At 53.7% G+C, this 14539-nt stretch carries 12 protein-coding genes; 10 read left to right on the top strand and 2 right to left on the bottom strand.

Annotated features, from left to right (window positions below; translation table 11 throughout):
- Nucleotides 1-264 precede the first annotated feature (264 nt).
- Nucleotides 265-627 carry a DUF1428 domain-containing protein gene (locus FFS57_RS05070; protein ID WP_137936675.1) on the top strand — a complete coding sequence of 121 codons (363 nt, stop codon included), beginning with the start codon at nt 265-267 and terminating at the stop codon, nt 625-627.
- A gap of 63 nt (nt 628-690) precedes the next feature.
- On the opposite strand, the gene FFS57_RS05065 is transcribed toward FFS57_RS05070, so the two are convergent.
- The gene (locus FFS57_RS05065; protein ID WP_137936674.1) at nt 691-1182 is read right to left on the bottom strand and encodes a hypothetical protein; all 492 of its coding nucleotides are present in this window, start codon (nt 1180-1182) and stop codon (nt 691-693) included.
- A 686-nt stretch (nt 1183-1868) separates the two neighbouring features.
- Between FFS57_RS05065 and mshL the strand changes: the two genes are divergently transcribed.
- The 9 genes from mshL to FFS57_RS05020 all read left to right on the top strand — a co-directional run bounded on the left by mshL (nt 1869) and on the right by FFS57_RS05020 (nt 12729).
- Nucleotides 1869-3791 carry a pilus (MSHA type) biogenesis protein MshL gene (mshL, locus tag FFS57_RS05060; protein WP_137936673.1) on the top strand — a complete coding sequence of 641 codons (1923 nt, stop codon included), beginning with the start codon at nt 1869-1871 and terminating at the stop codon, nt 3789-3791.
- Nucleotides 3788-5299, top strand: coding sequence for a tetratricopeptide repeat protein (locus FFS57_RS05055; RefSeq protein ID WP_137936672.1), 1512 nt, complete (start codon nt 3788-3790; stop codon nt 5297-5299). The genes mshL and FFS57_RS05055 overlap by 4 nt, the downstream gene beginning before the upstream one ends.
- Nucleotides 5296-7023 carry a GspE/PulE family protein gene (locus tag FFS57_RS05050; RefSeq protein WP_171013636.1) on the top strand — a complete coding sequence of 576 codons (1728 nt, stop codon included), beginning with the start codon at nt 5296-5298 and terminating at the stop codon, nt 7021-7023. Before FFS57_RS05055 ends, FFS57_RS05050 begins: the two co-directional genes overlap by 4 nt.
- Nucleotides 7024-7027: 4 nt before the next feature.
- Nucleotides 7028-8236, top strand: a complete 1209-nt coding sequence (locus FFS57_RS05045; protein WP_137936671.1) for a type II secretion system F family protein — start codon at nt 7028-7030, stop codon at nt 8234-8236.
- A gap of 8 nt (nt 8237-8244) precedes the next feature.
- Nucleotides 8245-9810 (top strand): hypothetical protein, encoded by a 1566-nt coding sequence (locus FFS57_RS05040; RefSeq protein ID WP_171013634.1) that lies wholly within the window; start codon nt 8245-8247, stop codon nt 9808-9810.
- Entirely contained in the window at nt 9807-10445 is a 639-nt protein-coding gene (locus FFS57_RS05035; RefSeq protein ID WP_137936669.1) for a hypothetical protein, read from the top strand. Before FFS57_RS05040 ends, FFS57_RS05035 begins: the two co-directional genes overlap by 4 nt.
- The gene (locus FFS57_RS05030) at nt 10442-10819 is read left to right on the top strand and encodes a hypothetical protein (RefSeq protein ID WP_137936668.1); all 378 of its coding nucleotides are present in this window, start codon (nt 10442-10444) and stop codon (nt 10817-10819) included. The genes FFS57_RS05035 and FFS57_RS05030 overlap by 4 nt, the downstream gene beginning before the upstream one ends.
- A 113-nt stretch (nt 10820-10932) precedes the next feature.
- Complete coding sequence (locus FFS57_RS05025) at nt 10933-12000, top strand: hypothetical protein (RefSeq protein WP_137936667.1); 1068 nt, start codon at nt 10933-10935, stop codon at nt 11998-12000.
- A 3-nt stretch (nt 12001-12003) separates the two neighbouring features.
- Nucleotides 12004-12729, top strand: a complete 726-nt coding sequence (locus FFS57_RS05020) for a prepilin-type N-terminal cleavage/methylation domain-containing protein (RefSeq protein ID WP_137936666.1) — start codon at nt 12004-12006, stop codon at nt 12727-12729.
- Nucleotides 12730-12861: 132 nt separating this feature from the next.
- Here the strand turns inward: FFS57_RS05020 and FFS57_RS05015 are convergent, their stop codons facing one another.
- Nucleotides 12862-14538: an ATP-binding protein gene (locus FFS57_RS05015; RefSeq protein WP_137936665.1), complete on the bottom strand. Its 1677-nt coding sequence runs from the start codon at nt 14536-14538 to the stop codon at nt 12862-12864.
- Nucleotide 14539: the final 1 nt, after the last annotated feature.

The raw sequence follows: 14539 nt of genomic DNA, 5'->3' as shown, positions 1-14539 counted from the left end.
GTACCGTGTGCAGATTTGGCGAAATGCACGCTATGTGGGCAAGTGCAGGCCGACAGGGTGAACCCATGGCATGCAAAAGGGGTCAAACTCGCATTCAGTACAGGTCTGGTGTGACGTTCGGGTTGGGTGATGGGGGAAGGATTGCTCACCAACCTGTAAAGTTCTGATTGATCAATCCTGGCATCCAGGCAGTGCCGACCTGTTCGGTATCTAAAGACTTGGCGTGGGTACACATCGATAGCCTGATTCACAAAGGAGCATGGCATGGATAAATACGTAGATGGGTTTCTTCTTCCAGTTCCTCGGAGCAATTTGGATACATATCGGCAAATGGCAATGCGTTGTGGTGATATCTGGAAAGCGCATGGCGCATTGGCGTATGTCGAATGTGTTGGAGATGAGCTGCAAGTGAAGGATATGGTGCCGTTTACCCAGTCATCCGGTGCGACTGATGAGGAAGTCGTGATCTTTGCCTGGATCATATACAAATCCAAGGCACATCGTGATGAAGTCAACAAGGCAGTAATGGCTGATCCAAGAATGAAAGACATGATGGATCCCAACAATCATGCGTTTGATTGCAAACGGATGGCCTACGGTGGTTTTAACGTGCTGGTGGATTACTGAGTGGTGGCATGTTAGACAATGTGCGGCGAGTTATCGCCGCATTTTTTTCTGGTGCCTGTATTGTCAGGGGGCAAACGTAGCAATGACCAGATTCCCTCCATTACCCTCACTGCGCGTCAATGCATAACCTGATGGAATCCAGATGGTGGCGTTGTTACCAGTCACGATCAGTTTTCGGATGCTCATGCCAGGTTGCAGACGGAATGCGTTGTCATTGCCGCTGATGATCAGCTCGTCGATTTGTGCATCACGATCAATTTCAATCTTGTTACGGTGACCGGTGACTTCCAATTTACGGACAGTCTGTGACTTGGCAAAGTCGATCATGTTGTCATCCCCAGACACCTCAACCATGTATCGATTCAATTGCTGAATGGAATGGCGGCTGTTGGATGTCCGGATCTTGATTTCTTTCTGCCAGGTGAGGTTATAGGTGCGATTGACTGAGTCGGTTGCATTAGGCCAGCTAGGAATGGGATGGCTGTTGTTACCATCTCCACCGCAGGCGGCAAGTGTCATCAGCATGGATAAGATGAGAAGGGAAGGTTTTTGCATGATGATTTATGACTTTCGTTCTCTAAGGCGCATCCCCATGGCGATAGGGCGCGTGGATTGTAGAATGAATGAGATGTTAGACGAGTCACAACGGATTCGTTGCAAGTTGGCTAAGCATTTTGGCAGTGCCATGCGGTGTTTAGCGTAGCTGGCAAGAATCTTGATGCTGCTATGTGCCACCGCGCTTCAGCCCATTTGCTGAATTTTGTCAGCCATTCTCATGGTGTTGTTGACAGGCTGGACACCTGAAATTTTCCGAATCACCAAGAGGTGGTGTATCAAGTGATTTTCTATTTCAATATTCCCATGACTATTTTTTTGAAAAATTAAAGGTATGGAAGTAGATTGATTATTGATTGATTAGTTCCATTAAATTTTATTGGTAATAATACTTAACCTTTCTTGGAAGTGATCTTGGTGGTTATCTATTTTTAAATTATTTTAATAATAATCATTATGTTATGGTTATTTCTTTATGGGTTTGTATTTTAAAAATATCATTTCCATAATGACTGCTGGTAAGCGGGTTTGTGATGCAATGGCCAAGTCGTTAAGTATGACTCGTCCAACCACCCAAATCAGGCAACATCGGGCAGTATGATGTTGTATCAGAACGCAGCGGGTGAATGGATGCTATACAGAATCAACGCGACCCAACTGGTTGCTTCCATTCTGTTTGATGGCCAATGATGACCCTGACGCTGCGTTGCGCCCCGCTGGTTGTGCTGTCTTTGGTGGCTTGTACCAGTTTTCGGCCGCCCATACCCGACCAGATTCATTTATCCTCACCACCGAATCGAGTTGAGGATATTCCAGCACCCGTTGCGCCATTGCCTGTCTTGCCACCCCCCAAGCCGATGGCCAAGCCGGAGCGCTATAGTGTGGTGGTTAATCACGTACCGGTTGACGAGTTGCTGTTTGCCTTGGCGCGGGATGCCAAAGTGAACGTCGATGTTCATCCAGGGCTGGATGGCACTGTCACACTGAATGCCATCAACCAGACTTTGCCGCAACTGTTGGAGCGAATTGCCAACCAGGTGGATATGCGCTGGCAAATGCTGGGTAGCAATCTGGTTGTTATGCCAGAAGTACCCTATGTACAGCATTACAAGGTTGATTATGTCAATATGACCCGCAAGATGAATAGTCGGGTCAGTGTAGCCACAGCGATTGCGACAGGGGGAGAGCGGACAACGGGGGGGAGCAGCAAATCGGCCGGACAAGGCGAGGTTGGCAATATTTCCCAAGCCGAGCTGAGTAACGTATCCGAAAATCTGTTCTGGGCTTCCATTCGTACCAGCATCATCGCCATCATCGAATCCACCAATGCTGCTCGTAGTCAGGAGGAAACACGACGTACCAAGCTGGAAGTCAAGCGCGAGCTGGCAAGAATGACACCCGCCGAGCGTGAGCAGCGGGAAGGTCGCGTGCAATCTCAAAAAGAAGAGATGAGGAAAGACGCAGAAATTTCTGCAAAAGCCGGGGCTGGGGCGCCCAAGTTGTTTGATCAGTTGCAACAGGCATCGTCACCTGCTGATTCGGCTGCATCTGCAGAGCCAAGTGCTCTCTCGACACGCCCATCTGGCCCATCAGCATCATCGGCTGTCGATAATAAGGATGTGATTGTCCATCCGGAAACAGGCACCCTCACTGTGGTGGCAAATTCCCGTCAACATAAGGAGATTCAGCGTTTTCTACAACAAGTCATGGCCAGCGCACAGCGACAGGTGCTGATCGAGGCAACCATTGTCGAGGTCGATCTGTCTGACCAGTTCCAATCCGGTATTGATTGGTCCCGTATTGCGGAGGGCACACGTAACTACAGCAATACCGGGGTATCGTTGACTCCGGCCACGCTGGTGAATTCACCTTTTACCGCGTTGACCTTCAATATTGCCAACCCGCGTCTGTTCAGCGGTACCTTCAAGTCCACCATCAAATTGCTGGAAACCTTTGGCAAGACCAAGGTGATCTCCAGTCCCAAGATCATGGCCTTGAACAATCAGACCGCGTTGCTGAAGGTGGTGGAAGAAAAAGTCTATTTCACCACCGATATCCGCATCACCGAAGCGACAACCACAACCGCAGAAAAGCGAGAGTACACCAGTACGTTGAATACAGTCCCTGTGGGTGTGGTGATGAATGTCACACCGCAGATTGCCGAGTCGGGGGCGGTGTCGCTGAATGTCCGACCCACCATTTCGAATATCACCGGCTACAAGGTTGATCCAGTGCCGCGCTTGTTGAAGTCGGATTTCGATAATTTGATACCGGAAATCGAAGTCCGTGAAATGGAATCCACCCTGAAGCTGATGAGTGGGCAGGTGGCTGTATTGGGTGGGTTGATCCGCGACAAGATCGAATACAAGCGGGATGGTTTGCCTTGGCTGTCACGCCTGCCAGGGATTGGTAATCTGGTCAGTCAGCGTAACGATACTGGCAGCAAAGGCGAATTGGTGATCTTTCTAAGACCGCTGGTGATCAACGACCCAAGCGTAAATGGCGATCTGGCACAGTTCAAACCGTATTTACCCAGCAATCTGTTCTTTGATGACAAGCGTGACAACCTTGCTGTTCCGATCGGCAGTACAGAAGGGGGGCAGCGGTGAGCCTGTTGCTGGATGCATTGCGACGGGCAGAGGAGGCCAAGCGTCAGCAGGCGAAGTTGGATGCAGAACCAGTTGCCGATATGGCTGAAACTGGCGTGGCCAAGGTTACTGAACAAAAGCCGGAACCTGGCTTACCGGAGATCAGTTTTGCGGAAATTGAACTGTCACCGGTTGAATCGATTCCAGCTGAACCTGCGCCAATGCCACTTGATCGACAATCAGCAGATGAGGAACCATTACCAGTACGCGATTCGGCCACTACGATGGCTGATGCTTTATCGCTGGCACCCGTGGATACTACCAAGTCTGGAGTCGAAACAACGGTGGTGGGTGAGGCTATGCCACCGCCTGTAGCCGAGGTGCCTCCCAAAAAGCCGGCTGTTGCACCTGTATCACCCAATCCGGAATCTCGTTTGTCCGCCGCGTCATCGTCACCTGCTGCACCTAAGTCATCGGTCAATCCTCAACACCAGCGAGATACGGCCAAGCGCGTCTTGTCAGCTACCGCCCCCGTTCGACCGTCAGTGAATTGGCATTTGCTGCTTGTTGTGGTTGGTGGGGTGGCAGTGGTCGCAATATTGGTATGGTTGTGGTGGGCTTCACAGCCGGTGCCAAGCACCCCGACTGAACCAGATGACCAGAATACGGCAACCGTGTCTGAAAGCATGACAGATCCAACACCGGCTGGCTCATTCGAGCTCAAGCCGGACGTACCCATCGCGTCGGTTACGCCACCCAGATCTGCTGATGATGTGGGTGTGTCGAGTGGCGGTAAATTGCCCGCATCATCTGCACCTGTAACACACGATTCGACACCGCTTATGCAACAAGTGACACCGAAGCCTGAATCTGTGCTGCCGGCACCACCCGCTGCCACGTTGTCGGCGAATGGGGCGGTTCAGATCACCAAGAGTGTGACCAGTGATGTTGTGCCATCTGACGTTGCCCGTGGCTATGCGGCTTTTCAGTCGCGGGATTGGGGGGCTGCCAATCGGCTGTATCAGAATGTGCTCGTGCAGGAGCCAAACAATCGGGATGCCTTGTTGGGCATGGCGGTGCTGGCAGCACATGAGGGCCGCCAGGATGCATCGCAGGCTTACTATCGACAGATGCTGGTGCTGGACCCGCAAGATGTCGACGCACAAGCTGGCTTGGCCATGGTCAGTCGCAAGCAATCCGGTGTCGAACGGATCGCTCAATTGGAGGAGCTGCTCAACACCCAGCCTGGCAATGCACCATTATTGCAGGAGCTGGCTATGGCTTATCACAACCAGCAGCGCTGGGCCGATGCGCAACAACTGTATTTCCGAGCCTATACCGTGCAGCCAGATAGCCCAGATGCTGCATTCAATTTGGCGATCAGCCTGGAGCGGATCGATCAGCCCCGACTGGCATTGCGCTACTACCAGCAAGCTGCGTCGCGTGCGCAACACTATCCGGCACAGTTCGACAGGGCATTGCTCGATCGGCGTATTGCCACGTTACAGGCCCGTGCTGCCCCACAATGAATATCCTTGCCAAAGCCAAGCTACCACTAGGTGAATTGCTGGTCAGCAAAGGTGTTATCAGCGCAGATCAGTTGCAGATTGCGCTACGTGAACAGCGCAGCACGGGTTTGCCACTTGGCAAGCAATTGGTGGGGCTGGGCTTTTTGTCAGAGGCAACGCTGCGCGAGGCGTTGTCAGAAAATCTGGGACAGGAAAGCGTCGATCTGGCACGCGTGGTGGTGGACCCGGCAGCAGTCAAGCTGGTCCCCAAGGACATCGCCAAGCGCTTTACCTTGGTGCCGATCGGGTTTGCTCGCGAAAACGGTGCGTTACGGCTGGCCATGTCCAACCCCAATAACCTGGTTGCACTGGATCAGATTCGCCTGCTGACCAGGGATGCGATGCCGATCGAGCCGATGTTGGCGGCTGAATCGGATGTATTGAGGTCAATTGAACAGTATTACGGATATGAGCTGTCCATTGATGGCATCTTGCGTGAAATCGAGACTGGCGAGGTGGATTATTCCAGCTTGGCCAACGCGGGTGATGAATACAGCCAACCGGTGGTACGACTGATCGATGCCTTGTTGGGCGATGCGGTACAGAAAGGGGCATCCGATATCCATTTCGAACCGGAGCAAAGTTTTCTGCGAATCCGCTACCGTATCGATGGTGTGCTGCGGCAGGTACGATCGCTACATCGTACCTATTGGCCAGCCATGGCTGTGCGGCTGAAGGTGATGAGCGGGATGAATATTGCTGAATCAAGGGCGCCACAGGATGGCCGCATTTCGCTGACCCTGCTGGGTCGGCCACTGGATTTTCGTGTGGCCTCGCAGCCCACCATTCATGGTGAAAACATTGTGCTGCGGATACTGGATCGCCTGAAAGGGCTGGTGCCAATCGAGGATCTGGGCCTGCCGCCAGATTCGCTTTCACTGCTGAAGCTGATGATCGCCCGGCCGGAGGGCATCATTCTGGTGACCGGGCCGACAGGTTCGGGCAAGACGACTACTCTCTATTCCATACTGAATTACATCAATGCTGAAGGCGTCAACATCATGACACTGGAAGACCCGGTGGAGTACCCGATGCCGATGATTCGTCAGACCAGCGTCAATGAAGCGGCCAAGATGGATTTTGCCAGTGGCGTGCGGTCGATGATGCGTCAGGACCCTGACGTGATCCTGGTTGGTGAGGTGCGGGATCAGGATACAGCTGAGATGGCGTTTCGTGCAGCCATGACGGGCCATCAGGTGTATTCCACCCTGCATACCAATTCGGCCATTGGTGCCATACCGCGTTTGTTGGATATTGGCGTACTGCCGGATGTGATGGCTGGCAACATCATTGGCATGATTGCCCAGCGATTGGTGCGCAAGCTATGCCTGGCCTGTCGTGAGGCCTATGAACTGGACCCATTCGAGCGCATGCTGCTGGGTCTGCATGATGGCCAGCTTGCACCTACGGTCTACCGGGCTACTGGTTGTCCTGCATGTGATCATCATGGTTACAAGGGGCGGGTTGCAGTGCTGGAGGTGCTGAAGATGGACGCCGATCTGGACGAATTGCTGGCCCGTCGTGCGACCATTCGCGAAATCCGCACCACTGCATTGCGTAAAGGGTTTCGCCCGCTGGCAGACGATGCTATTCGCCGAGTGCTGGAGGGAATCACAAGTCTGGATGAAATCAGCCGGGTGGTCGACCTGACTGATCGTGTCACCGGCCAAACCGTGATCATGTAACACCATGCCACGTTATCGCTATGCCTCGATGAACAGTACCGGTGAGAAGGTGACTGGCATTCTTGACGCTGCCAACGTGGGGGATCTGGAGCAACGGCTGGCTCGTATGGGGCTGGATTTGTTGACTTTCGATCAAGCGGCGGCCAATGGCCTGCGACGGCGCGGGGCAAGGATTGATCGACAGGAACTCATCACGTTTTGTTTCCATCTGGAGCAGTTGACTCGTTCCGGTGTACCGATTCTGGATGGTTTGGCTGACTTGCGTGACAGCGTTGACAACCCGCGCTTTCGCGAAGTGGTGGCAGACCTGATTGATAGTATTGAAGGGGGCAAGCAGTTGTCTGAGGCAATGGCGGTTCATCCTCGCATTTTCGACGCAGTGTTCTGTAACTTGATTCGCGCCGGGGAGACGACAGGCCGCTTGCCAGAAGTGCTGAAAGACTTGTCCGATGGCCTGAAATGGCAGGACGAGCTGGCCGCGCAAATGAAGAAAATCGTGCTGTATCCCTCTTTTGTGTTGGTGCTGGTGGTCGCGGTGTTCGCCTTCCTGCTGATCTATCTAGTGCCGCAACTGGTAGAGCTGTTCAAGTCGCTGCAGGTGGATATCCCAGCCCAGACCCGCATGCTGGTGGCCCTGTCCGCCTTCATGCGCAGCTATTGGTACGTGTTTGTAGTGGTACCGGTGGCAGCATGGCTGTATGTGATGCTGCGCTTGCGCACCCAACCACGCTATCGTTATCAGCTTGATCGTTACAAACTGCGCATCCCGTTCATTGGCCCGATTCTGCGCAAAATCATCCTGGCCAGGCTGGCCAGTTACTTTGCGCTGATGTTTTCGGCAGGTATTCCAGTGCTGGATGCGTTGAAGGTACTGGAGGGCATTGTCGGCAATCAAGTGATTGCCGAAGGCGTGGCCCAGGTGCAGCGTTCGATTCGCGAAGGCACGGGCATTGCGGCCAGTTTTCAGCTGGTGGGGCTGTTCCCGCCGCTGGTGCTGCGCATGTTGAGGGTGGGTGAGAACACTGGTCAACTTGATACGGCGTTGTTGAATGTCTGTTACTTCTACAACCGTGATGTGAAGGAATCGGTAGAACGGGTTCAAGTGATGATCGAGCCCGTGATGACCGTGATACTGGGGTTGATGCTGGCGTGGATCATGTCGTCAGTATTGGGGCCGGTGTTTGACCTGATCAGTAAGGTAGGGACGAGATGAGTCGGTTGATGTTGCTGTTTATCACTGACGATAGGGTGTATTCGTACTGCACGGATGGGGCGCAAATACGTTTGCATCAGTACTATCAGGCTGATGAGGGCGGACTGGCCACCTTTTCCCACGATGTGGCGGCGCAGCGTGATGCACGTTACGCAGTACTGGTAGATGTGGCGGAAGAGGATTTTATTGTAGAGCTGCTACCACACGTTACTGGCCGTGATCACCGAGCTTTGATGGCGCGCAAGCTGCAGAACCAGTTTCGCGGCATCCGTTATGCCAATGGCTGGGTGCAAGGACGGGAAACGGAAGGGCGTCGGGATGATCGGGTATTGTTCAGTGGCATCATCAATCCGGATCTACTTGATCGTTGGCTTAACGTGCTGGATCAGCATCAGGTTCCGCTGGTTGGCATCTATTCACTCGCGTTGCTGTGCACCAGCTTGGCCAAGCGGCTACATCATGATGATGACCATGTGTTGCTGGTGTCGATCCAGGCTGAAAATGGTGTCCGACAATGCTATTACCGCCAGGGTGAGCTGAAATTCTCACGACTGACCTTGTCACGCGATCATGATGAATTGATGGTCGAGCATATTATCGGTGAATGTACCCGCACTCGGCAGTATGTGGCCAGTCTGCGCATGATCAATCGCGACACACCGTTACATGTATTGGTGCTGGCTGATGAGGACCACCAACATGATCTGGCTGGTTTGCCCCCCGATACTGAGGAATTCACCTACCAATTGATTGATCCGACTGCAGTTGCACGGACATTCAAGTTGTCTGCTGCTGCGGATCGGAATCTGGTGCAGATCTTGTTGCGATTGATTCAGCGAGGGTGGCGTAATCACTATGCGCCACCTGAACGGATGCGCCATTTGCGGTTGTGGCAGGCCCGTCGCGCCTTGCTGGCTGCTGCCGGTATGTGTTTGGGCGTGGGGGTTGCTGTTGCTGGCTGGCTACTTGCAGATGCCCATGATTTGGAACGGCGTCGTACCGAACTGGTACCGCAAGCATTGGCAGCAGAGCAACGAGCCCGCTCTCTGCAAGTCATCACGGGTGAATATGACCCGTCGATCATGCGGCAAGTGGTGGAGCGTATTGAACAGCTGCGCCGTACTTGGCCTGTCATGAATGATCGTTGGCAGGCATTGTCCATGGCGTTGGATCAGTCGCTGGATTTACGCCTGCATGTCATGGAATGGACGGTTGGCACTGGTGAATTGCCCTATCGGTTGGATGAAGATGCGCCGCCGGTGTTGCCTTCTGCCCCCGAGGAGGGCGAGGTAGACTTTGAAAGCCAGCCCAAAATAGTGACCTGGCGGGAACGGTTTGTGGTGCGTGGCAGCGTTGAGCCATGGTCTGATGACTACCGCCGTGCCGATATCCGCGTGGCTGAACTGGCTCGGGGTTTGCAGCGGCGTGATACCCAACTCGATATTACCCTGGCCCCGTTGGATACGCGACCGACGGGTACGGTCACGTTGCCCCCGGCAGATATTGACAAGGTTCCACCACAGCATAGCTTTGAACTGACATTGTCACGTGCAGTGATTGTGGAGGCACCATGATCAGTGAGTTCAGGTTCAATCGAGATGAATTGAAATACCTGCTACCACAATTGCTGATTCTGGCTGGTGTCCTGTTACTGGTGGTTTTGTTGTGTGGTGGGGCATGGTATGAGTTGGCACGGCAACAGCGTGAAAACGATCAGGCGCGACATCGCCTGACGCAGGCCAGGCAACAGTTGGCGGAGGTGGAACAGGCAAAAGCCGATTGGGAGCAGTATGGCCCTCGCTTTGCAGTGTTTCAGCAGACTGGAATCGTCGGTAACGAAGACCGGCTGCAGTGGGTGGAAGTGCTAACCAGACTGGGGCGGGAGTCCCCAGGGTTGGAACTGCACTTTTCATTGACCCCGCAAATGGTATCCGACCTGATCCCCAACCTTGCTGGCAGTTTGCAGGTATATGTAACTCGTATCCGGCTGGATTTCACACCACTACACGAGGTAGCCATGCAGCAACTGTTGGCTAGCTTGCTGCAACAACTGCGTGGTCAGCCGGTATTGCGTGGATGTGGATTGAGCCTGCCCGGGGAATCGTCAAATGCGGTGGATGGTGAGCGATTGATTGCACGCTGTGATCTGAATCTGCTGACCATTCATCGAGCATTGCCGGTCAATGCGACAGAGGAGCAGGCGCCATGAGGTCGATTGTCAGTTGTGTCATGCTTTATGTTGCCGCTGTACCAACAATGGTTTGGGCCGAGTTGCCCACTCTGGGGCGGCTTTTCTACACACCGCAGGAACGGCAAATCCTGAATCAAGGAAAAGCACTGGGCGCATTACCTGTTGCACCGGAGCCTCAGGTGTTGGCAATTTGGATTGACGGTTATGTCAATCGCACCAGCAGTCGATCCACCTTGTGGCTGAATGGCCGGGCGGTGCCATTCGGGGTGCAATATGGTCAAGTTACCGCAATAGGGGTGGACCCAACCAACAACCAAGTACGGCTGCATTGGTATGGCCAGTTGTTACAAGGCAAACCAGGGCAGCAGATCAACGCGGTGGCCATCCCGTGAAATCGTAAGCTGGCACGGTGGTTGATTGTATGCTGCGGTAGCAACAAGATGGTTTATAAGGCCTGGAAATTGCTTGAGTCTCAGACATCATTTCAATTGAAGCAAGGTAAACGGTGAAGTCAGCAATCCATCCCAGGGTGAAACCTCGGCAAGCTGGGGGGCTATTGCTGGTGGTGGCAGTCATGCTGGGTGTGATTGCTGCAACGGTGATGGTGACCAAATTGAACGATGTACTGAAACGTACACGTGAATCAGTCCGCCATACCGCCATGCTGGGTGCTTACCGTCAGCTATTATTGAATGCGTCGACAACCTGGGGGGAGGATGACAGTACGTTTACCCCGGGAAGGCTGTTGTCACCCGACCGCAATTTCAATGGCTCAGCTGAAGTCAACTGCTTGCAATCGACCAGCCCAACCGGCCTGCCTGCCCGCAATGTCTGGGATGCAGGTTCTGGTAGCGCCAATACGACGGTCTTGTGCATCGGCTTATTGCCTTGGCGGGATCTGCAGGTTGGTTCGTCTTTTGACCCATCTGCATTTGTCATGGGCGACATTCCATTGCTGGCCATTTCCGGCAATCTGGTGGATGCGGTGGGTGTGCAAAAATTGAATAGTGACGCCATGTTGGGATCGCCGGTGCATAAATGGTTGACAGTGGTGGATGCCAATGGCCAGGTATTATCCAATCAGGTGGCCATGGTGTTGATTCACCCAGGCAAAGCATTGTCAGGGCAGGTTCGTGTCAATCCATTGCCAGTCCAACTGACCCGGCAGGTGCTGAATACTTATGTGGAGCGGTTGCCGGGCGTGGCTGACCATACCGACCTGAGCGGGCGATTCACCTTGGCGGGTATTCAACGCAATACAGCGGGGGATGTCGTGTTCAATGATCGCATTGTCTATGTCACGGCTAAAGAGTGGATGACTTATGCATTGACGCGAGTGGCGGCCGAAATCCGCTTGGCAGCTGATGCGGCCTATAGTGCAGGCTATCCTGTTACGCCACCCAGCATTGGTACCCCGTGGTTTGTCGATAACGACTGGAATAACTGGGGATCGGTTACCCATTACGCGGCTACTGGCGATACCATCACTCTAACTTTTGCCCGATGCAACGCCACTTGGACAATTCAACGTCAAGGTGGTCGTGGGAATGTGACCCGGCAAGGAGTGTGTTGACCTATGAAATCAAGGCCCATTTATTCTGAAACACCTGGTGCCAGTTGTGGTTTTTCACTGGTTGAGCTGGTGGTTGTATTGCTGGTGCTGGGATTGATCATGGCGGGCGTCATGGGGCCACTTTCCGCACAGCAGGAAGCCCGAAGGGTAAACGAATCGCGATTGACATTGGATGCCGCGTTGGAAGCCCTGGCAGGTTACGCTATGGCCAACGGTGGTTTGCCATGCCCTGCGGTGGGCACCATTGCCACCGGCAGCAATGGGGCCGGTGTGGCACCGGCCAATTGTGTTTTTGGGCCCGGGAGCGTAGCGGTCGGCGTGCTACCCTGGGTGACGCTGGGTTTGCCGGAGAATGATGCCTGGGGGCATCGCATGACCTATGCGATTGCCCTCGACTTCGATGCACAGGCAAGCAAAACGCCAAAATTTACGCTGAACAGCACAGGTAGGATCGACGTCTATACACGTCTACCGCAAATCAACACGAACCGCCAGGTGCTAGGCGCGCCAATGCTGATCTTGTCACATGGCAAGCGCGGTCAGGGGGCATTCATGTCCGACGGTTCGCAGATCGCGGCCGGCACCGATCCCCGGGTGATCGAGAATGCAGATGGTGACCGTAGCTTTGTCAGCCAGACGACGGCCGATGACGACTTCGACCATATCATTCGCTGGATGGCCACACCGACCCTGATGGCGAAAATGGTTCAGGCTGGCAAATTGCCTTGAATGTGGCTATGAACAGCAGGAATGGATACCAAGCAGCGCTGACAAAACGCTTTTGTTTCGCAAACATGTCATACCTGCACGGCCTTCGTTTTCAGGCCTGATCAGAAACACATCGCCGAGTTTTTAACAGCGTTAAACGATTTGCTGTTGCAGCGTGAAGCAGACTTGTCCCGGCCGGTTCTGAGTCAGGCTCAACCCAAATTGGTACTGACTCGCCAGCTGGCTTGCCTGCCATAGGCCGACACCCATCCCACCTGAAGTGGACTGAACCGGGTTATGCAACAGTTGCTTGGCAATTTCTGCCGGAACGGCTGAGCCATTGTCTACGACGGTAACAGTGACCCCATTCAGCCAAGCCAATGTAACAGTAATGGTTATGCCCTGCTGCCACTGTTGTTTTTCCAGCGCATTGCGCAACAGGTTATCCAGTATGGAATCCATCATTTCGCCTGGCACTACATCCTGATCGCGCAAGCGTTTGCCTTCGAATTGGATTGGCTGGTTGGCATAGCGTGTCTGCAGGGCCATCCACCAGTCATTGGCAGGCGATAGTGGGCTGTCCATGGCAGCGGGCGAGCGCAATTTCACCAAAGTTGATTCCAGCCGCAGCGAGATGGCAGGCAACTGTCGCTGGATCAAACGTTGCAAAGCTTCTGCATCGTCAGGTGTGGCGGTATCAATGGCGGCACACAAGCCTTGCAGGATCTGCAAGAGATTCTTCACATCATGCGTCAGCCGTGCCCCTGTCTCGGCAATCGCCTGGTTCAAAGCATGGGTACGCATGGCCTGTTCACGTTGCTTGGCCAACCCGTATTCAGCAAGGATCAACGTAATCAGCTTGCAGTGTAGTACCAGTGCGGGCGCCGCGGAATGTCGGGTGTAGAAGGTGAGATCCAAGCCGGCATTATGGATTGCCAGTGCATGGCGACTATGTTGGCCGAATTGCCCAGACAATCCATCCCATTGCCATTCGCCACCAATCATCCAGGGAAGTTTGGCTACCTCATTAATGGCGGTTTGGGCAAAGTGTGGTAAATCCGTTGCATCACGATAAAGCAGTGCAACTTTGCCGACCCAGTCCTCGAAAGGCGTCCCTAGGCTGATCATGTAGCGTGAAAACAGCACACCAAATCGATACCGACTCAGGCTTTCAGACCAGATGCGCGACAGGACATAAGTGCCCCCAGCTGCAACCAACAGGGTATAGCCCAGTGCCTCCAGATAAGCGATGCCAGCTTGCAGACTCCAGACTACAGTAGACATCGCGATCAATAGGGTCAGCAGCGTGATGAGTACACCGTAGATCAAGTCCAACGCACGTTGGCCATGGCGGCGATCATCTTGACCCAGCCAGGCAGCAACCATTAACACTGGTGGAGAGGCCCAACTGAATGTCAGCTGCAACCATACTGGCAATGGAACTTGAATCGCCTGGGGCAGTGCAATCAGGAACAGAGCTAGTAGCAAATAGACAACCAAGCCCAAATGCAGCAAGACGCCATGTCGCTTTACCTCGTGACTGGCAACTACGCCAATCAGCACGGACAGCCAAGCCATCAATGACCACCACAATGCAAGATAGGTCACGGTCAGCCAAGCTAACAGTACGATACCTGCCTGCCCCAACGGAATACGTCGTTGGCGTTCAAGTATGGGTTGCCAGAGTACAAACAGGCCAACGTGGATCAGCAGGAGCGCGAAGCGTGATGGTGGTGCCGATACCCAGCATATTGCCATATGCAGTGGCAGCAACATGGCCAAGGTCAGCCATGAAACCGGCACCTGCTCAACCTGGTTGCGCAAGGCCATG

This window comes from Chitinivorax sp. B, assembly GCF_005503445.1.
Lineage (GTDB): Bacteria > Pseudomonadota > Gammaproteobacteria > Burkholderiales > SCOH01 > Chitinivorax.
The sequence above is the reverse complement of the archived record's forward strand: the minus strand, read 5'-3'. Positions and strand labels throughout refer to the sequence as shown.